General features: G+C 69.0%; 12 protein-coding genes. 3 read left to right on the plus strand and 9 right to left on the minus strand.

What is annotated here, in order from left to right; translation table 11 throughout:
- Positions 1-154: 154 nt before the first annotated feature.
- The 5 genes from OHS82_RS11670 to ngcE all read right to left on the minus strand — a co-directional run bounded on the left by OHS82_RS11670 (position 155) and on the right by ngcE (position 6,380).
- Positions 155-1,243 carry a sugar ABC transporter substrate-binding protein gene (locus tag OHS82_RS11670; RefSeq protein ID WP_057575708.1) on the minus strand — a complete coding sequence of 363 codons (1,089 nt, stop codon included), beginning with the start codon at positions 1,241-1,243 and terminating at the stop codon, positions 155-157.
- A gap of 134 nt (positions 1,244-1,377) precedes the next feature.
- The gene (locus tag OHS82_RS11675; RefSeq protein WP_057575706.1) at positions 1,378-2,577 is read right to left on the minus strand and encodes an ROK family transcriptional regulator; all 1,200 of its coding nucleotides are present in this window, start codon (positions 2,575-2,577) and stop codon (positions 1,378-1,380) included.
- Between the two features lie 373 nt (positions 2,578-2,950).
- Positions 2,951-3,883, minus strand: a complete 933-nt coding sequence (locus OHS82_RS11680; protein ID WP_328433830.1) for a carbohydrate ABC transporter permease — start codon at positions 3,881-3,883, stop codon at positions 2,951-2,953.
- Positions 3,884-3,885: 2 nt separating this feature from the next.
- Positions 3,886-4,812, minus strand: a complete 927-nt coding sequence (locus OHS82_RS11685; RefSeq protein ID WP_057575702.1) for a carbohydrate ABC transporter permease — start codon at positions 4,810-4,812, stop codon at positions 3,886-3,888.
- A 44-nt stretch (positions 4,813-4,856) separates the two neighbouring features.
- The gene (gene ngcE / locus OHS82_RS11690; protein WP_242433005.1) at positions 4,857-6,380 is read right to left on the minus strand and encodes an N-acetylglucosamine/diacetylchitobiose ABC transporter substrate-binding protein; all 1,524 of its coding nucleotides are present in this window, start codon (positions 6,378-6,380) and stop codon (positions 4,857-4,859) included.
- A 383-nt stretch (positions 6,381-6,763) separates the two neighbouring features.
- On the opposite strand from ngcE, the gene OHS82_RS11695 reads away from it, so the two are divergent.
- From OHS82_RS11695 to OHS82_RS11705, 3 genes are all read left to right on the plus strand, one after another.
- Positions 6,764-10,600, plus strand: coding sequence for a GH92 family glycosyl hydrolase (locus OHS82_RS11695; RefSeq protein ID WP_328433831.1), 3,837 nt, complete (start codon positions 6,764-6,766; stop codon positions 10,598-10,600).
- A gap of 108 nt (positions 10,601-10,708) precedes the next feature.
- The gene (locus OHS82_RS11700) at positions 10,709-11,233 is read left to right on the plus strand and encodes a hypothetical protein (protein WP_057575699.1); all 525 of its coding nucleotides are present in this window, start codon (positions 10,709-10,711) and stop codon (positions 11,231-11,233) included.
- An 80-nt stretch (positions 11,234-11,313) separates the two neighbouring features.
- Positions 11,314-13,383 (plus strand): alpha-glucuronidase, encoded by a 2,070-nt coding sequence (locus OHS82_RS11705; RefSeq protein ID WP_328433832.1) that lies wholly within the window; start codon positions 11,314-11,316, stop codon positions 13,381-13,383.
- Here the strand turns inward: OHS82_RS11705 and OHS82_RS11710 are convergent.
- From OHS82_RS11710 to OHS82_RS11725, 4 genes are read right to left on the minus strand one after another with little or no spacing between them, the layout of a single operon-like run.
- Positions 13,377-15,422, minus strand: coding sequence for a beta-galactosidase (locus OHS82_RS11710; protein WP_328433833.1), 2,046 nt, complete (start codon positions 15,420-15,422; stop codon positions 13,377-13,379). The genes OHS82_RS11705 and OHS82_RS11710 overlap by 7 nt on opposite strands.
- On the minus strand, positions 15,419-16,129 hold the full coding sequence (locus OHS82_RS11715; protein WP_057575693.1) for a hypothetical protein: 711 nt from the start codon (positions 16,127-16,129) through the stop codon (positions 15,419-15,421). The genes OHS82_RS11710 and OHS82_RS11715 overlap by 4 nt, the downstream gene beginning before the upstream one ends.
- The gene (locus tag OHS82_RS11720) at positions 16,126-17,793 is read right to left on the minus strand and encodes a GH39 family glycosyl hydrolase (protein ID WP_328433834.1); all 1,668 of its coding nucleotides are present in this window, start codon (positions 17,791-17,793) and stop codon (positions 16,126-16,128) included. The genes OHS82_RS11715 and OHS82_RS11720 overlap by 4 nt, the downstream gene beginning before the upstream one ends.
- Positions 17,790-19,445, minus strand: a complete 1,656-nt coding sequence (locus tag OHS82_RS11725) for an ABC transporter substrate-binding protein (protein WP_057575691.1) — start codon at positions 19,443-19,445, stop codon at positions 17,790-17,792. Before OHS82_RS11725 ends, OHS82_RS11720 begins: the two co-directional genes overlap by 4 nt.
- Positions 19,446-19,471 lie beyond the last annotated feature (26 nt).

Consider the following 19,471-nt stretch of genomic DNA (forward strand, 5'->3'; position numbering starts at 1 on the left):
GACGCCCTCCCCGGCAGCGGGGTGTGAAGGTGGGGCGGGCGTCGGACAGGTCTCACGGGGACCGCGGGGCGGTCGGCGGTCCCGAAGGCCGGTTCCGGGGAGCGGCGCTCGTGTGCGGCGCGTCCCGGGCGGGGCCCTCGGGACCGCCGAGCCGCTACTGGAGGCCGGCGGCCTTGCAGGCGGCGGCGTACTCGGCGGTGCAGATGTCGGCGACGGTGTAGAGACCGTCCTTGACGACCGTGTCCTTGATGTTGGCCTTGGTGACCGACACCGGGGTCAGCAGCTGCGAGGGAACCTTGTCGCCGGAGCCGCTGGTGAGCGTCTCGGAGGCGGCGCCCTTGATGTCCTTGCCGTTGAGCAGGTCGACCGCGAGCTGGGCGGCGGCCTCGGCCTCCGGCTTGAAGGCCTTGTAGACGGTGGAGGACTGGGTGCCGGCGACGATGCGCTGGATGCCCGCGAGCTCCGCGTCCTGGCCGGTCAGCGGGATGCCGCTGATCTTCGCGCCCTTGAGGGTGTTGGCGATGCCACCGGCCATGCCGTCGTTGGCGGCGTAGACGCCCGCGATGTTCTTGGCGCCCAGCTGGGTGATGGCCGCGGACATCTTCTGGGCCGCGACGGTGTCCTTCCACAGGCCGGACTGCTCGTAGGCGATGTCGACCTTGCCGTCGAGGACCTTGTGCGCGCCCTGCTTGAACTGGCCGGCGTTCGGGTCGGCGTCGTCACCGTTGATCATGACGACCTTGGAGGTGGGGGTCGCCTTCGCGCCGAGGGCGTCGAGCAGGGCCTGGCCCTGGAGCTCGCCGACCTTGACGTTGTCGAACGAGACGTAGGCGCTGACCGGGCCCTGGGCGAGACGGTCGTACGCCACGACCTTGACGCCCTTGTCGACCGCGGACTGGATCGAGGACTTGATCGCGGCGGAGTCCTGGGCGGAGATCACGATGACCTTCACGCCCTTGGTCACCATGCTGCTGACCTGCTGCGCCTGCTTGGCCGGGTCGGCCGCGGCGTTGGCGTACTCGAGCTTGCAGTCGGAGCAGAGCGCCTTGACCTTGGCGTCGAAGTACGGCTTGTCGAACTTCTCGTACCGCGCGGTGACGCTGTCGGGAAGCAGCAGGCCGATGGACTTGTCGCCCGAGCTGCTGCTGCCGGAGTCGCTGGCCTTGTCGTCGCCCGCCTTGCCGCACGCGGCAATCGACAGCGCCATGGACACGGCGGTGGCGCCGATCACGACTCTACGCATCGTTGCGTTCATTGGGGTGTGCCTCCCTGACAGGGCCGCAGCGCTGCGGCCGAGGTGGCTCGAAGTCAACTCGGCCGCAAGTTCGGCGTCAAGAAGTAAATACTTAACGAGATGGCAACGGCGTCATTCGTTCTCTAAGTGAAGGCAGGTGTCGCTGCGGTCAGGGTGCCGTCCAAAAGGGTCGAATCGCCCATCTCGCTCAGTGCGAGAGCGAGCGCTCCGAGCACCTCCGCACGGCCCCCAAGTGCCCCCGGGAGAACGGAGAGTTGACGCGCCGCACTCGGGATCGCATAGCGGCCGACGGACTCCCTTATCGGACCGAGCACCAGCTCTCCCGCCTCGGCGAGATCACCGCCCAGGACCACCCGGCTCGGGTTCAGCAGATTGCAGAGATTGGCCACTCCACTGCCGACGTGTCGGCCGACGTCGGCGATCACCCGACGGCAGCCCGGATCACCGTCCCTGGCCAGCCGCACCACACCTTCCATCGTCAGATCCGTGCCGTGGCTGGACTGGAGGAGCGGGAGCACGTAGCGCGCGGCCGCGAAGGTCTCCAGGCAGCCCCGGTTTCCGCAGCGGCAGACCGGGCCGGACTCGTCAAGTGTAATATGTCCGATTTCTCCTGCGGTTCCGCCGGGCCCGCGGTAGATCTTCCCCTCGATCACCAGGCCGGCTCCGACACCGCTCGCGACCTTGATGTAGGCGAGGTCGCGCACGCCCCGGCCGCTGCCCCAGACCATCTCTCCGAGGGCCCCGAGGTTGGCGTCGTTGTCCACGTGCACAGGCACGCCCAGCCGGCCCCTCATCTCCTCCGCGGGCCTGGTCCCGATCCAGCCGGGCAGGATGGCGGACGAGCCGAGCGTGCCGGACTCGAGATCGATCGGCCCGGGCACGCCCAGGCCCACTCCCGCGATCTTCGCGCGGTCCACCCCGGTGGCCTCGATCAACCGGCTGACCAGCTGTTCCGCCCGGTCGAAGCCCTGCGTCGACGAGGCGTCCACATCCAGCGGCTCGGACTCCTCGGCGAGGACCTGATGGGCCAGGTTGCCCACGGCCACCCGTAGGTGCGTGTGCCCGAAGTCGACCCCTATGACGATGCCGGCATCGCCGCTCAGACTGACGCTGCGGGCCCTTCGGCCACCGGCCGAGGTGGGCGTCACCTCCACCGTGCCGCCGTCCTTCAACTCGCGCACGATGTTGGAGACGGTCGCGGCCGAGAGGCCGGTCGCCCGGGCGATCTCCGCCTGTGTGAGGGATCCGGCCAGACGCACGGCGCGTACGACCCGCTCCAGGTTGGCTCGGTGCAGCGACGACTGCGACCCCGGAGTCTCCACGACGACCTCCTGCGCGCGGGGCCGCATCGATGAGACCCCGTCTATGTCCAACTAGTGAACTCTAAGCTGAGCCGTTCGCGTTGCCTCCCGTCAAGAGGTTGAACAGTATCCGCCCGGTTGCAGAGAGACACGGAGTGTGGCGAAACGATCGGTAACGGACGGTACCGGGGTGGGCGCGGGGGGTTGCGCGACGGGGTTGCGCGCCGGTGCGCGGAAGTCCGGGGCGCGGGCCGGCACGGCCACCGCAGCGCAATGCCGGTGACATCCAGGGCGCGGGCGGCCATGGGGCGGGACGGTCGGACGGCGGCCTCGCGGCAGAGACGGGGGGCGAACCGGGTGGGCCGAACCGGGTGGGCCGAACCGGGTGGGGGTCCTACTTCAGTGCGCCCGCCGTCAAGCCCTGTACCACCTGGCGCTGGAAGACGACGTAGGCGGCCAGCACCGGCAGCATGGCCATCACCAGGCCCGCGAAGAGTCCCGACCAGTCACCCTTGTAACCCTGACTGACGGCCAGTTGCACCAGGCCCTGGGTGAGGACGCGCTTGTCGGGGTCCGTGTTGAGGACCGTCGGCAGCATGTACTGGTTCCACTGGCCCAGAAAATTGAAGATGCCGACGCTGATCAGGCCGGGCTTGGCCATCGGCAGCATGATCTGGAAGAACGTACGGCTGTGCGAGGCGCCGTCCACGAAGGCGGCCTCCGCGACCGACGAGGGCAGCGTGCGGAAGAAGGCCGTCAGGAAGAAGACCGTGAACGGCAACGAGTACGCGATGTAGACGAGGATCAGGCCGTGGATGGTGTTCAGCAGTCCCATGTTGTTCACGACGTAGAACAGCGGCACCAGCGCCAGCATGATCGGGAAACTCATGCCGCCGACGAACAGAAAGTAGATGAAACGGTTGCCGGGGAAGTCGAAGCGGGCCAGCACGTAGGCCGCCATGGAGCCGAGCGCCAGCGTGCCGACGAGTGACCCCCCCACCACCAGGACGGTGTTGAGGAAGTAGTCGCCCATGTTCGCCTCGGTCCAGGCCCGCGACCAGTTGTCGAAGTGCAGCCGGTCGGGCAGCGACCAGGGAGAACCGAAGATGGCGCTGTCGTCCTTGAAGGAGGTCATCACCGCCCAGAGCAGCGGCAGCACGACCATGACCGCCCAGATGACCAGAACGCCATGAGAAAAGACATTGAGGACGCTTCCTTCCGGTTTCTCCTTTACGGGCGGTCTCCCGGACGGCACGTCGACCTTGGTGACGACGACGTCGGAGCCGGACTCGGCCGGCAGGGGCGCGGGGCTTTCGGTCGTCTTCATCGTCAGTACTCCAGCCGCTCGCGTCGCCCGAGCCGCATCACGGCCGCGGCGAAGGCCAGCGTCACGACGAGCAGGGCGACGCCGATGGTGGTGGCGTAGGCGGCCTGACCGTCGCGGAACGCCTTCTGGTACACGTACAGGACCATGACGGTGGTCGAGTAGTCGGGGCCGCCCGGTCCGGTCGTCATGATCTGCACGACCGCGAACGACTCGGCCCCGAGCGCGAGGATGCCCATGTAGACCCAGCCCGACTGCACCGTGTCCCACAGCAGCGGCAGGGTGATGCGGAAGAAGGTCGTGGCCCGGTTCGCGCCGTCCAGCAGGGCGGCCTCGTACAGGTCCGCCGGGATGGACGCCATGCCCGCCGAGAACAGCACCACGAAGAAGCCGACCGTGGACCAGACGAGCACCGCCATCACGCACCACAGGGCGAGGTCCGGATCGCCGAGCCAGAGGGGCTGAAGGCCGTCCAGCCCGACGCCCCGGAACAACGAGTTGATCGCACCGCTGTCCGGGTTGTACGCGAAGGCGAACAGCAGCGCGACGATGGCGATCGACAACACCTGCGGAAAGAAGTAAACGATCTTGTAGAACGAGGAGCCCCGGACGCCGGAGACCACCGGGCCCCCCTTCCTTCCGCGTCCACCGACATTGATCATGAAGGCGAAGAACAGCGCCAGACCGATCGTCACCAGCGGCAGCACGAGCGCGAACAGCAGACTGTGCTGCAGGGACTTCCAGAAGATCTCGTCGTCCAGCATCCTCCGGTAATTGTCCAGGCCGACCGTCTTGAATTCGGGGCTCAGGCCGGTCCAGTCCGTGAACGAGTAGTAGATCGACTGGACGAACGGCCACACCACGAAGAGCGCGTACAGTCCCAGGGGCGCCGCCAGGAACCCCACGACGAACCGGTACTTGCCGTGCTGCATCGCCACTCCGGTGCTTTATGGGTGCTTCGCCGTGATGCCCGCCGTCACTGGTGCCGGTAATGCTTGATCGACGTGTCCTTGGCCGCCGCGTCGGCGTATCCCTGGATTTTCCTGATCGCCTCGGCCGGGGTCAGCCGGCCCGCCATCATCTCGCCGAGTCCGGACACCCCGATCTTCTCCTTCTGCAGCTGGACGTACCAGTCCTGCAGCCGTGGATTCACCACGTTGTCGCCCGCCTTCTCGAGCGCGGCCACGCCCGACTTGAGACCGGGGGTGAGGGTGATGCCGTCGGTGCCGCCGTTGTAGGCGGTCAGCGACTTGACCTTGGAGGTGAAGTTCTTCGAGGACCCCTCGCTGAGCATGATGCGCAACTGCTCCATGCCGCCCGGCGCGTTCCTCGCCCCCGCCGGGACGACGAACGGCTCGCCTCCGGAGGCCCAGATGGTGCCGAAGGGCATCTTGTCGGAGGAGTCGATGCCGGTGGGCGCGGAGACCGCCAGGCCGAAGTCGGCGGGGATGACGTTCGCCGACTCGTTCTCCACCCAGGAGCCGTTCGGGAGGAACAGGGCCTTGCCCTTGGCCCAGGCGGTCTGCGACTGGATGTGGTCCAGTCCCGGCGTGCCCTTGAGGACGTAACCCTTCTGGTAGAGCTCGTAATAGGCGTCGAAACACGCTTTCACGGCGGGGTGCTTCCAGGCGTTCGGCTCCAGATTGTCGATGGCGTCGAGTACCTCGCGACCGCCCACCTTGCCGATCATCGCATAGAGGGAGAAGGGGAGGTAATAGGGGTATTTGCCCGCGTACGTCCAACCCGCGATGCCCTTCTTCTTCGCCTTCTCGCAGACCGCGAGCATCTCGTCCCAGGTCTGCGGGTACGTGGCGTCGAGCGAGTCCAGGGCCTTCTGCGAGTACCAGACGCCGTAGACCGTGTAGGCGTAGTACATGATCCAGACCGGGTCGCCGTCGAACTGGCCCATCTCGACGATGCCGGGACGCAGGGTGTCGCGCACCTTCTTGCCCGGATCGTCGTACGACGGCGCGTCCAGCAACGGGGTGAGGTCGGCGAGCTGGTTCTTGCCGACCAGGACGCCCATGTCCATCTGCTCGGCACCGGAGTTGTCGATCAGGTCCGGCGGGGCGCCCTGGTTGAACCGGGGCTGCAACGCCGACTGGATCTTCTGGGTGGCCGAGAACTTCACCTTCGCCTTCGGGAGGTTCTTCTCGTAGATCTTCACGGCGTCCTCGGCGTACTCCTTGCCGAAACCGCCGTCGAAAACGACGAATTCCATCTGAGCCGTCTCGTTGACCGCGAGAGGGTTCTTCCCGGTCTTCTTTCCCGCCTTGGCCTTGTCCTCGTCACCCCCGCCGCTGCTGGCGCAGGCGGACAGAAAACCCATCGAGGGAACGGAGACCAGGCCGAGCGCAGCCGCTCTCCTCAACAGCTCCCTGCGGCCGACACCGGCGGAGCCGTTGTTCCCGTGACCGCTCGTCTCGAAGCCGTTGATCTCGGAGCCGCGCTTCTCGGAACCGTGGTTCGCAAAACCGTTGTTCTCGGAGGGGGATCCCATGCTCAAGTCCTCGCCTTCTCCAGGACTCAGGCGGTGAACCGGATCCTTCCCGGCACCGCGGTCAGGGCAAGCAGGGTCGTGCGGATGGCACGTGGCGCGAAGATCTCGACGGATTCGACGATGAAGTGCCGACAGGTATAGTCCATTCCTTGCCTACGGAGCAAGATCGAATGCAAGGTTGGTCTCGGGTCTTTTCCGAGTTGAGACCTCACGGAAATATGAACGACCGGTGGGCACCTTGCCGGAAAATTGCACGATATGAGCGCCGTTCGACGTAACCAACATCCTTGACATCACTGTCCACTTGACCCCCTACTGATTCCTGCGCGGCAGGAGGACAACGTTGTCCGGGGCGTTGTCCGGAGGCGGGAGGGCGCTCACGCATGCAGCGGTTGAGGCGGTTACGGACGGCCGTGGTCACGGCCGCGGTGGTCATGGCGGTCGGCGCACAGGGAACGGCGACGGCGCTGCCGGCCCCCGTCCCGCTCCCCGGCCGGGAGTTCGCCTCGTCCTTCGAGACGGGAGAACCCGCCCCCGACTGGCGAAGCACCGTCGACACCGCGCCGGACGGCGGCAGCCGCGCCTCGGGGGTGGACGGCGGATACGGCGGCGGGCTCCCCGGCGACGTGACCGACCGGGTCACGGGCATCCGGGCGAGCGCCGAGAACAGCGCCGGCGGCGAGGTGAAGGAGAACCTCCTCGACGGCGAGGCGAGCACCAAGTGGCTGGCCTTCGCCGCCACCGGATGGGTCGAGTTCGACCTCGACGAACCCGCGGCCGTCAGCGCCTACGCCCTCACCTCGGCGAACGACGCAGCCGAACGCGACCCCGCCGACTGGACCCTCTCCGGCTCTGCGGACGGCGCCGAGTGGACGCCCCTCGACACCCGCACCGGGGAAGCGTTCTCGCAGCGGTTGCAGACCCGCACGTTCGGTCTGACCGCCCCGGCCGCCTACCGCCACTTCCGGCTGGACGTCACCGGGAACCACGGCGCGGCGATCCTGCAGCTCGCCGACGTCCGGTTCGGCACGGGGGGCGGTGACGGGCCCGTTCCGCCGGACATGCTCACGGTCGTCGACCGGGGTCCCGGCGGCTCACCGACCGCGAAGGCCGGCGCCGGCTTCACCGGGCGGCGGGCGCTGCGCTACGCGGGCCGGCACACCGCGTCGGGCCGGGCGTACTCGTACAACAAGGTCTTCGACGTGAACGTGCGGGTCGGCACGGGTACCCGGCTCTCGTACCGGATCTTCCCGTCGATGGCGGACGGCGACCGCGACTACGCCGCCACGAACGTCTCGGTGGACCTGGCCTTCACGGACGGAACGTATCTGAGCGGGCTCGGGGCGAGCGACCAGCACGGATTCCCGCTGTCGCCTCGCGGCCAGGGCGCGGCGAAGGGGCTGTACGTCAACCAGTGGAACGACGTGACGTCCGGGATCGGGGCGGTGGCGGCAGGCAGGACGGTCGACCGGATCCTCGTCGCCTACGACTCCCCCGGCGGGCCGGCGCGGTTCCGGGGCTGGGTGGACGACATCGCGCTGCACACGGCCGCTCCGGAAACGAGGAAAACGCATCTCTCGGACTACGCGGTGACGACCCGCGGCACGAACTCCAGCAGCGGCTTCTCCCGCGGAAACACGTTTCCCGCGACGGCCGTGCCCCATGGGTTCAACTTCTGGACGCCGGTGACGAACGCGTCCTCACTGGGCTGGCTGTACGACTACGCACGGGCCAACAACGCGGACAACCTGCCGACGATCCAGGCGTTCGGCGCGAGCCACGAGCCGAGTCCGTGGATGGGCGACCGCCAGACCTTCCAGGTGATGCCGTCCGCCGCGGCCGGCGTCCCGGACACCGGGCGCACCGCTCGGGCCCTGGCGTTCCGCCACTCCGACGAGACGGCCCGCCCGCACTACTACGGAGTGCGTTTCCAGAACGGCCTCACGGCCGAGATGGCGCCGACCGACCATGCGGCCGCGCTGCGGTTCACCTACCCCGGCTCGGACGCGAGCGTCGTCTTCGACAACGTCACCGACCAGGCGGGCCTGACCCTCGACGCGGAAGCCGGTGTCGTCACCGGTTACTCGGACGTCAAGTCGGGCCTGTCGGCGGGCGCGACCCGGCTCTTCGTGTACGGCGCGTTCGACGCGCCCGTGACCCAGGGTTCGTCCAGCGGGGTAAAGGGTTACCTGCGCTTCGACGCGGGTGCCGACCGCACCGTCACCCTGCGGCTGGCTACCTCCCTGATCAGCGTCGACCAGGCCCGTGACAACCTCCGCCGGGAAATCCCGCAGGACACCGCTTTCGACACGGTGAAGGCGCGGGCCCGGCAGCAGTGGGACAGGCTGCTCGGCACGGTCGAGGTGGAGGGCGCGAGTCAGGACCAGCTGACCACGCTCTACTCCAACCTCTACAGGCTGTATCTGTACCCCAACTCCGGTTTCGAGCGGGTCGGCTCGGCCTACCGGTACGCGTCCCCCTTCTCTCCGATGCCGGGGCCGGACACCCCGACCCACACCGGCGCGAAGATCGTGGACGGCAAGGTGTACGTCAACAACGGTTTCTGGGACACCTACCGGACCACCTGGCCCGCGTACGCGCTCCTCACCCCCACCCAGGCGGGCGTGCTGACCGACGGCTTCGTGCAGCAGTACAAGGACGGCGGCTGGACCTCTCGCTGGTCCTCCCCCGGGTACGCCGACCTGATGACCGGCACCTCGTCGGACGTCGCCTTCGCGGACGCCTACGTCAAGGGGGTCGGGTTCGACGCGAAAGCCGCGTACGAGGCGGCCGTCAAGAACGCGACGGTCGTGCCGCCGGCCTCCGGGGTGGGCCGCAAGGGCATGACGACCTCCCCGTTCCTCGGGTACACGAGCACGGCCACCCACGAGGGCCTGTCATGGGCGCTGGAGGGCTACCTCAACGACTACGGCATCGCCCGCATGGGACAGGCCCTGTACCGGCGGACCGGAGAGCGGCGCTACCGGGAGGAGTCCGCGTACTTCCTCAACCGCGCGCAGGGCTATGTGCACCTCTTCGACCCGAAGGCCGGTTTCTTCCAGGGCAAGGACGACGAGGGCGCCTGGCGGGTGGCGTCGGGGAGCTACGACCCGCGGATCTGGGGCTACGACTACACCGAGACCAACGGCTGGGGCTACGCCTTCACCGCCCCTCAGGACAGCCGGGGCCTGGCGAACCTGTACGGCGGCCGCGAGGGTCTGGCGAAGAAGCTCGACGCCTACTTCGCCACTCCGGAAACCGCTTCCCCCGATATTTCGGGCTCGTACGGCGGAGTCATTCACGAGATGACGGAGGCGCGGGACGTCCGGATGGGCATGTACGGGCATTCCAACCAGGTCGCCCACCATGCGATCTACATGTACGACGCGGCCGGGCAGCCCTGGAAGGCCCAGGCGAAGGCCCGCGAGGTCCTCGCGCGGCTCTACACCGGCAGCTCGATCGGGCAGGGCTACCACGGCGACGAGGACAACGGCGAGCAGTCGGCCTGGTATCTGTTCTCCGCTCTCGGTTTCTACCCGCTGGTGATGGGCAGCGGCGAGTACGCCGTCGGGTCGCCCCTGTTCACGAAGGCGACCGTGCACCTGGAGAACGGCCGGGACCTGGTGGTCAGGGCGCCCGGGAACAGCGCGAAGAACGTCTATGTGCAGGGCCTGATGGTCGACGGACGTCCCTGGACGTCGACTTCGCTGCCGCACGCGCTGCTCGCCGGGGGCGGGGTTGTGGAGTTCGCCATGGGACCGCGGCCCTCGGCATGGGGCTCCGGGGAGAACGCAGGGCCCGTCTCGATCACTCGGGGAGACAGCACGCCGACGCCTCGCACGGACGTGCTGAAGGGCGAGGGCGCGCTGTTCGACGACACCTCGGCGACGCAGGCGACGGTGACGGGCACGCTCGCTCTGCCGGTCCCCTCCGGCGCCAGGGCGGTGCAGTACACCCTGACGTCCGCCGACCACGCCCAGGCCCCCGGGAGCTGGACCCTCCAGGGCTCCACCGACACGGTGACGTGGACCGATCTGGACCGACGGTCCGGGGAGACCTTCCGCTGGGACCGCCAGACCCGCGCGTTCACCGTCGCCCGGCCGGGGACGTACACGTCCTACCGGCTGGTCCTCGACGGTGCCGGGAGCCGGGCGAACACCGGGGGAAAGGGAGGCGCAGTGAGTCAAGTGCGCCTGTCCGAGGTGGAGTTGCTGTCATGATGTGGTGACCGACAGCGAGCGTCCACCGTGCCGGGCGTCACCCGTGTTCCGCGGTGGACGGGCAGCCCGCGGGCGGCGGGCGGTCCTTCACGGAGGGGGCAGGCGACGATGGACTTCGTCAGGCGGTGCACGGGACTGCTGGCGGGAGCGGTGCTGGGAGCGGGGACCCTGTTCGCGACGGCGGCCCCGGCGCAGGCGTACAGCCCGAATCCGACGTTCCGCGCGCACTACTACGACACCGACGCCTGCCCCTGCAGCGGCGGCAACCTCACGGACCCGTTCGACAACACGTACTTCGCGAACGACGCGGGCGGCTACGCGGTGAAGATGGAGCTGACCGACTCGGGAGCGTTCGTCGGCAAGGTGGAGTTCCACCCGTACGACGAGAAGCTGTGGGTGTACGACACCGCCAACGACGGTGACACGTACTACGTCCGTGTCAGCTACACCTTCGGGGGCACGACCCACACTCTGGGCACGTTCAGCCCGCCCGGGACCTCTGCGGTGCTCGACTACGAGGTGGAGGACTTCGACCTGCCCGAAGGCGCTTACGTCGACATTTCCGTGTACGACGACGCCGGACTCACGGACCTCATCGGCGCCGCCCGCGGCTCCGGAGCAGCCGTCGCCTAGAGCCCCGTTCGGGGCCCTGGAATCGCGTCCGGAAGCGTTTCAGTGAGATTCCGGGCGTGCCCGCGCAGGACGGAGGAACCATGCCGATCACCGTGCCCGGCCTGCCGGTCGGGGTCGACCCCGCCTGGCTGCCGTGGGAGGTGCTGCACCCGCTGGGAACCCGTCGAACGCTGGTGGACGGCTCGGGGCCGCTGGTGGAGACGGTGCACGGTGAGGTGGCCCGGGGATGCGCCCTCCACGGCGGTTCGGTCGTACGCAGCACGCGGGCCGCGCGGGGTGTTCCGGAGAGCTCGGACGGCTCGGACGGCTCGGACGGCTCGTACGATCTCGTGCTGCGTGCGGTCCACGACGGGGGCGCCGACCGGCACGCGGACCCCGGCCTCCTCGAAGACCTGGGCGAGGAGGGATTCGTCCTCGAGCGGGCCGCCGGTACGACCACGGTCACGGCGCCGGGCCAACGGGGCCTGCTGTACGGGCTGTTCCACGTCGTGCGGCTCGGCGAAGACGCCTTCGGGGGTGAGCGCACGTCCGAGGCGCATCGCCCCGCGACGGAACTGCGGATGCTGGACCACTGGGACAACGTGGCCGTGCACCCGGTCATGGGCCAGGTGGAGCGCGGGTACGCGGGCGGTTCGCTGTTCTGGCGGGACGGGCTGGCCCGTGCGGACACGGAGCGCGTCCGGGGGTACGGCAGGCTGCTCGCCGCCTGTGGGATCAACGCCGTGTCGGTCAACAACGTCAACGTGCACGAGGCCGAGGCGCACCTGCTCACCGACCGCGTCGGTGAAGTCGCGCGCATCGCCGACGCGTTGCGCCCCTACGGCATCCGGACTCACCTGTCGGTGAACTTCGCCTCGCCGGTCCTGCTCGGGGGGCAGGCCTGCGCCGACCCGCTGGACGAGTCGGTGCGCGAGTGGTGGGCGGAGGCGGCGCGCGGGGTGTACGCGGCGGTCCCGGACTTCGGCGGGTTCGTGGTGAAGGCCGACTCCGAGGGGCAGCCGGGCCCGTTCACCTACGGCCGCTCGCACGCGGACGGCGCGAACATGCTGGCCGCGGCGCTCGCGCCGCACGGCGGCACCGTGCACTGGCGGGCGTTCGTGTACGACCACCGCCAGGACTGGCGGGACCGCTCCTCGGACCGGGCGCGTGCCGCGTACGACCACTTCGCCGCGCTGGACGGGGAGTTCGCGGACAATGCCGTGCTCCAGGTGAAGCACGGGCCGATGGACTTCCAGGTGCGCGAGCCGGTCTCTCCGGTGCTCGGCGCGCTGCCCCGCACACGGTTCGCCGTCGAGGTGCAGGCCACGCAGGAGTACACCGGACAGCAGCGGCACGTGTGCTGGCTCGGGCCGATGTGGAGCGAGGTGCTGCGGTTCCGGCCCGAGGGCGAACACGGTTCGTCGGTGGGTGAGTTGGCGCGGGGTGGCATGGTCGCCGTGTCCAACGTGGGCGACGACCCGTTCTGGACCGGGCACCCGCTGGCGCAGGCGAACCTCTACACCTTCGGCCGGCTGGCCTGGCAACCGGACGCCGACCCGCGGCGGATCCTGGACGAATGGATCGCGCTGACCTTCCCGTCCGCCGCCGAGCGTCTGGTCGACGGCCTGCGAACACTGCTGCACGGCTCGTGGCGGACGTACGAGAAGTACACCGCACCGCTGGGCGTGGGCTTCATGGTGCAGCCCGGGCATCACTACGGGCCGGGCGTCGACGGCTACGAGTACAGCCCCTGGGGGACGTACCACTTCGCGGACCGGGACGGGGTCGGCGTCGACCGGAGCTCCGCCACCGGCACCGGGTACGCGGCGCAGTACGCCGGGCCGTGGGCCGAGCTGTACGAGTCGCCCGGCTCCTGTCCGGACGAGCTTCTGCTGTTCTTCCACCACGTGCCGTACGGACATGTGCTGAACAGCGGGAAGACGGTTGTGCAACACATCTACGACACCCATTTCGAGGGTGTGGAGGAGGCCGAGGAGGCCCGTCGGGTGTGGGCGGGACTCGCGGACCTGGTCGAACCGGCGCGCCATGCGCGGGTGGCGGAGCGGTACGAGGAGCAGGTGCGCTGCGCACGGGAGTGGCGCGACCAGGTGAACAGTTACTTCCTGCGGAAGTCCGGGATCCCCGACGAACGGGGTCGCACGATCTACTGAAGCCGCAGGACGGCCACGCCCCGCGGGTCCAGCACCAGCGCCTCGCCCCGGTCGTGCCGCTTGCCGGTGAGGAGGTCGGTGGCCGCGGCGTGCGCGGTGAGGCGGGCCGGCTCGGCGCCGTGGTTGAGGAGGAAGAGGAGGCGAGCGCCGTCCGGGGTGACTCGGGTGGCGGTCTCCACACTGCGGTGATCGGCGTGGGGGCCGATCAGGTCGTGGCGGGCGAGGACGCTACGGACGACGTGGTCGACTCCGGGCTGGTCGAGGGCCGTCGCCACGTACCAGGCCTGGCCGGCACCGTGACCGTTGCGGGTCACCGCCGGGGTTCCGGCGTAGAAATCCGTCTCGTAGCGGGCCACCGCCTCGGCGCCGCACAACCGGACGATCTCGAAGACCAGGCGGGCCCGTGCGGTGAACGCGGTGAACCGCACCGGGTTCTCGACGTCTTCGGGCCGTGCGTCCCACTCCTCCACGCGAATGCCCAGCAGCGGGGCCAGCGGACCGGGGACGTCGGTGAGGAAGGCCCGGTCGTGGATGTCGGAGCGGGCGGTGAGGAAGGTGGCGAGCACGGTTCCGCCGCGCCTGGCCACCTCCTCGAGCCGGGATGCGAGATCCGCCCCGACCAGGTGCAGCACCGGGGCGAGAACGACGTCGTACGGCGTGAGGTCCGCGGTCACGGGTACGACGTCCACGTCGGCTCCGGCCTCGCGCGCCGCCTGGTAGTAAGCGTGTACGACGTCGGTGTACCGGACGAGTCGGGAGGGGCCGTCGGATATCTCCAGGGCCCACCAGCTGTCCCAGTCGAACAGCAGGGCGGTGCGGGCGGGGGTCCGGCCGCCGAGCGTGAGGGGACCCAGTGCGCGCAGCTCCTCGCCGAGTGAGGCCACCTCACGAAACACCCGGGTGTCGTCGCGGCCCGCGTGGCCGATGACCGCGCCGTGGTACTTCTCGCACGCTCCGCGTGCGGCGCGCATCTGGAAGTAGAGGGCGGCGTCCGCGCCGTGGGCGATGGCCTGCCAGGTGGCGAGGCGGAGTTCGCCGGGGCGGCGCAAGGGGTTGACGTCGCGGCAGGCCGTGGTCGACGGGGACTGTTCCATCAGCCAGAAGGGCGCGCCGCCCTTGAGGCCGCGCATCAGGTCGTGGCCCAGCGCCGGACGGGTGGGCGGGGCGTCCAGGGGCGGGTAGTTGTCCCAGGAGGCGAAGTCCAGGTGGGGCGCCCAGCGGTGGTAGTCGAGGGGGCGGTAGGCGCCCATGAGGTTGGTGGTGACCGGTGTGTCCGGGTCGTGGGCGCGGATGGCCTCCTTCTCCGCGGTGAAGCAGCCGAGCAGGGCGTCGGTCATGAAGCGCCGGTAGTCGAGGGTGATGCCCTGGAACGCCGTGTGGTCGGGGCCGCGCCAGTGCTCGGTGAGTGTGCTCGGGGGCTCGATCTCGTCCCAGTCGGTGAAGCGGTGGGACCAGAACGCGGTCCACCAGGCGTCGTTGAGGGCGTCGAGCGTGCCGTGCCGGGCGCGCAGCCAGTCACGGAACGCGTCGGCGCAGCGCTCGCAGTAACAAGCGCCCCCATACTCGTTGTTGATGTGCCAGGCGAGCAAGGCCGGGTGTGCGGCGTACCGTTCGGCGAGGCGGCCGGCCAGGGCAGTGGACAGCCTTCGGTACGCGGTCGAGCTGGGGCAGAAGTTGTGCCGCTGTCCGTAGCGGTGCCGGCGGCCTTCGAAGTCGGTGCGATTGACCTCCGGATACTTCTTCGCGAGCCAGGGCGGGAGAGCGGCCGTCCCGGTGGCCAGGCAGACCTGGCGGCCCTCGGCGGCGACGCGGTCGAGGACACGGTCCAGGACCGTGAAGTCGTAATCGCTTTCGGCGGTTTGTGTCAGCGACCAGCTGAACACCCCGACGGTGAGGGTGTCGATGCCGGCCAGCGTGAACAGACGGTGGTCCTCGTCGTGGATCTCCTGCGGCCATTGCTCGGGGTTGTAGTCCCCGCCGTACGGGATTCTGGCGGTGTGCGGGAGTCGGCCGTCGTCTCCGGTGCGGGGCGCGGTCATGCGATGAAGTCCTCCTGGGTCTCGACGATCACCGGGCGACTGGACCGCAGCAGGGAGAGCAGCAGCGGGGCCGCCAGAAGTGCGGCCAGAGCCTCCGTGAACAGCGCGGTCAGGCCGCCCGCCAGGACGAGCAACGAGGCCGCGGCCGCGGTGGCGCTCCCCCGCCGCAACAGGAAGTACGCGGCGAGGCGGGCGGTGTCGCGGGCGCGGAACGTGAACAAGGAGGTGAGGACGAGCACATGGGCCCCCCACAGGAGCGAGGCCACGCCGATGCCCCCGAGCAGTACCGCCCACCAGCCGGGCAGTCCGGTGGCGGTGAAATGGGTGAGGGTGAAGACGATCACCGTGAGCCAGGCCAGCAGGGGCGCCTCGATCCGTAGCGCGGGCAGCGCGTTGAGACGCCATCCCCGCAGGTAGACGCGGGCCGGGTGCAGGTCGGTGAGGTCGCTGCTGCGGTGGTGCAGGGCGTAGAGCGCCGCGGAGGCGGCCGGGCCGAGGGGCAGCAGGCAGACCGCGGCGAGAGGCAGGTTGGCCGGGTCGGGACCCAGGAACAGCAGACCGACGAACCCGGGGGCGGCCGTGGCCAGGAAGAGGGCCTCGACCACGAGGAGGGTGTGCAGCAGGGCAGCGGCGCGGGAGAGGGGGCCGGTGCCGAAGCCTGTGGTACTCACCGTGCTCACTGCGCTCGTGGGACTGGTGGGACTCATGGGGCCGCCCGGCCGAGCAGACGGCGTTCGTCCCACCAGGGCGGCGCCTCGTCGACGACGGGAGTGAGTTCGACGAGGGTGATCTCGTGGCGGGCCAGGACGAGGTTCAGTTCGGCCCGGCCCTGACGCACGGGCAGCCTGCCGTGGCTGCGGGCGGGCTCGGACGCCTCGTGCAGGACGTCCAGTTGTGCGGGCTTCGGCGAACGCGGACTGCCCAGGTGCCGCCAAGTTGTGTAAGCGTTTCCGCGTTCCTCGTCGACGCTGGAACGGCGGACGAAGACCTCCTGAACCTCTGCAGCCCCATGGCCCCTGTCCGCGGCGTGGGCCCTACGCTCCCCGTTTCTCCGGGTTTCCAGGTTTCCTCGGGCCCCGTCGGCTTCGTCGGATTCCTCCGCTTCCTCGGCTTCCTCGGCCCGGAGGAACCCTCCTGTCCCGGAGGTCTTTCGGGTCTCGACCGGGAGGGACAGCCGCAGCTCGTGGCGGTCGGTGCCCGCGGTCTCGCCGGTCGCGTCGACGGGCGTCCAGGCCAGGACCGTGACCCGGCCGTCGGGATGCCGGGTGACCAGGTGGTCGTCGCCGCGGGCGAGCAGGTCGGCACCCGTGCGGGCCATGAACGCGTACAGGTGGTACGTGGGCTTCCTGACCTGCCGGTGGGTGAGCAGCCCGAAGCCGCCGTGGAACAGGGCGGTGGGGACGCCGGCCTCCTCGAACATGTCGCTGAAGGTCCAGTACGAGAAGGAGTCCGCAAGGTCACCGCCGTGCGCGAGGACCGGGGCCAGGTAGGCGGCGTGGAACGCGGTGTCGTGGATCAGGTTGTCGGGGCGGTAGGAGGAGTTGAACTCGGTGATGTGCACGGGCAGGCCGGCCAGCCGGGTTCCTTCGAGGCGGTCACGCGGCGTGGCGAACTGGGCGAGCAGGTCGGACGCCGGAGCCAGTGTCTGGTGGGCGCCGAACGGGACGTGCTGGGCGGGCCCGGAGCTGTAGGCGTGCTTCGAGACGAAGTCGACGGGGGCCGCGCGGTGTTCGACGAACTCCGCAAACCGTTCCAGCCAGTCGTCGGCGCCCGGGGAGATCGCCGGACCACCGACCTGGAGACCGGCGTCCACGTCCTTCACGGTGTGCGCGGTCACCTCGTAGAGACGGTGGTAGGCCTTCTCGTCCGCGCCCTGCCAGAAGTCGGCCAGATTGGGCTCGTTCCACACCTCGATCGGCCAGGTGCGGACCTCCTCGATGCCGTAGCGGTCCACGAGATGAACGACGACCGCCCGCACCAGGTCCGCCCACTCGCGGTACGAGCGGGGCGGGGTGACGTTGCCGCGCCACCAGAAGACCGTCTGCGGTCCGGACGCCAGGTCCTGCGGCATGAATCCGAGCTCGACGAAGGGACGCAGACCGGCTTCGAGATAGGCGTCGACGACCTGGTCGACGTAGGTGAAGGCATGATGGACGTGCCGTGCGCCCTCGTGGTCGTACGGCCGGTGCACGCCCATCCCGTCACTGAGCAGGCCGTGGCCGCGGATGTACCGGAAACCGATGTCGCGCTGTATCAGGGCGAGGGAGTCCTGGTAGTCGCGGCGCAGGGCGAGTTCGACGCGACCGGTGCCGACACAGTGCCGCCAGGCATCCGTGTGCCGGCCCACGGGCTCCTCGGGCACCCGGATCACGCCTTCTCCTTCGCGAACCGCTCGCGCGCCTTGTTGTGAAGCCCGACGAGGCGGTCCATGTTCTTGCCTTTGAGCTCGCTGACGAAGTCGTCCCACTCGGACATCGGGCGCTTGCCGAGGGCGAACTTGAGCGTGCTCTGGACGACGTGGTCCCGCAGCGGCGTGTCCCAGAGGGAGGCCTGCTCCTGCTCCACGGACTGCAGCGGGTGAGCCGGCCCGACGGGCAGTTGTTCGCGTTGTGACATCGCGTCCTGGAACTTCTTCTCGTCCGGGCTGAAGGAGGACGAGACGAGCGCCCAGCTCCCGCCGTAGGTGAACACTCCGTTGAAGAAGCCGTAGTCCTTCTGCAGGTCCTTCGGGGCGTCCGGGGCCGAGCCCATGAGGCTGATGCCGGGCCCGGGCCGGTACTGCCCGTCGGAGAGGGTGTAGGTGGAGCCCTGCACACCCCATTTGGCGAACCGCTGCCCTTCGTCCGAGTACCACAGCCAGTCGACGAACTGCATCATCGCGACGAAGGTGTCGCTCTTGAGGGCCTTCGTGGAGATCATGAGACCGTTCTCCAGCCGGGCTCCGCCGAGCACCACCGGTCCGGCCGGGCCGAGCGGAACCGGGATCATCTCGATCTTCGCTCCCCTGACCTGTTTCTCCAGGTTGTAGCGGTAGTTCTGGACCAGCTCCTGAGGGTTGGCGCTGATCGCGAAGGACTTCTGGCCCAGCAGTTTCTGCACCGCGTCGTCGTCGGTCTGGGTGAAGCTCTCCGGATCCAGCAGCTTCTCGGTAACCAGTTTCCTCAGGTACTCGACCATCTGACGGTAGCCGTCCGTCGCACCGGTGAAGACGAATGCGTCCTTCTTGGCGTCGAAGCTGATGTTGTCGTACGTCCAGCCGGCCCGCACCCCGAAGGACTGGCCGAGGTAGCTGCACAGCGCTGCGGCGGGAAACGGGGTGTTGGTGCTCCATCGGTCGGAGAAGGGGTACCGGCCGGGGTATTCGGTCCTGATCGCCTTGAGGACGTCGTACACCTCGTCCCAGGTGGTGGGCAGGTTCAGTCCCAGCTTGCCCAGGACGTCGGTGCGGAGCGACAGCGAGTACCCGGACTTGACCTTTTCGTGCAGGCCGGGCAGGAGGTAGTACTTGCCGTCGGACTGCCGGATGGAGTCGAGTTCCGGCTCCAGTCTCCATTTCCGGACCTTGTCACGGAAGTTGGGCATGAGATGCGTGTACTCGCTGACCGGGAGAATCGCGCCCGACGAGACGAAGGCGACCTCGGAGGGGTGGTACGTCTTCGGGATCAGGAACGGTGCGTCCCCTGCTCCGATGAGGACACTGCGTTTCTTCTCGTAGTCGCTCAGCGGGACGGCGATCGGCTTCAGCGTGACACCGGTGCGCCGGGTCAGTTCGGTCCAGAACAGCCAGCCGTCCTTCATCGGATAGACCGGGTTGTTGTTGTGCAGAAGAGAGAACGACAGCGGTTTCGACGCTTTGAACTGTTGTCCGGCGCGGTACTCCTTCATCGCTCCGTTCTGCTTCTTGGCGAGATCCTTGCCGTCCTCGCCTTCGTCCCCGCTCCCGCAGCCGGTGAGAGAGGCGAGACCGACGAGGCCCGCGGCCGCGAGGACTTGACGTCGGGACAGCTGACCGGCGTTCTTCACGGGTGCTCCTTTGTGCCGTAGGAGGT

It is taken from the genome of Streptomyces sp. NBC_00425, assembly GCF_036030735.1.
Lineage (GTDB): Bacteria > Actinomycetota > Actinomycetes > Streptomycetales > Streptomycetaceae > Streptomyces.

Bases quoted from the DNA above. Each gene is read 5' to 3' on its own strand.
- OHS82_RS11700 (WP_057575699.1), top strand. From the start codon at position 10,709: ATGGACTTCGTCAGGCGGTGCACGGGACTGCTGGCGGGAGCGGTGCTG.
- OHS82_RS11695 (WP_328433831.1), top strand. From the start codon at position 6,764: ATGCAGCGGTTGAGGCGGTTACGGACGGCCGTGGTCACGGCCGCGGTG.
- OHS82_RS11670 (WP_057575708.1), bottom strand. From the start codon at position 1,243: ATGCGTAGAGTCGTGATCGGCGCCACCGCCGTGTCCATGGCGCTGTCG.
- OHS82_RS11680 (WP_328433830.1), bottom strand. From the start codon at position 3,883: ATGAAGACGACCGAAAGCCCCGCGCCCCTGCCGGCCGAGTCCGGCTCC.
- OHS82_RS11710 (WP_328433833.1), bottom strand. From the start codon at position 15,422: ATGACCGCGCCCCGCACCGGAGACGACGGCCGACTCCCGCACACCGCC.
- OHS82_RS11685 (WP_057575702.1), bottom strand. From the start codon at position 4,812: ATGCAGCACGGCAAGTACCGGTTCGTCGTGGGGTTCCTGGCGGCGCCC.
- OHS82_RS11715 (WP_057575693.1), bottom strand. From the start codon at position 16,129: ATGAGTCCCACCAGTCCCACGAGCGCAGTGAGCACGGTGAGTACCACA.
- OHS82_RS11705 (WP_328433832.1), top strand. From the start codon at position 11,314: ATGCCGATCACCGTGCCCGGCCTGCCGGTCGGGGTCGACCCCGCCTGG.
- ngcE (WP_242433005.1), bottom strand. From the start codon at position 6,380: ATGGGATCCCCCTCCGAGAACAACGGTTTTGCGAACCACGGTTCCGAG.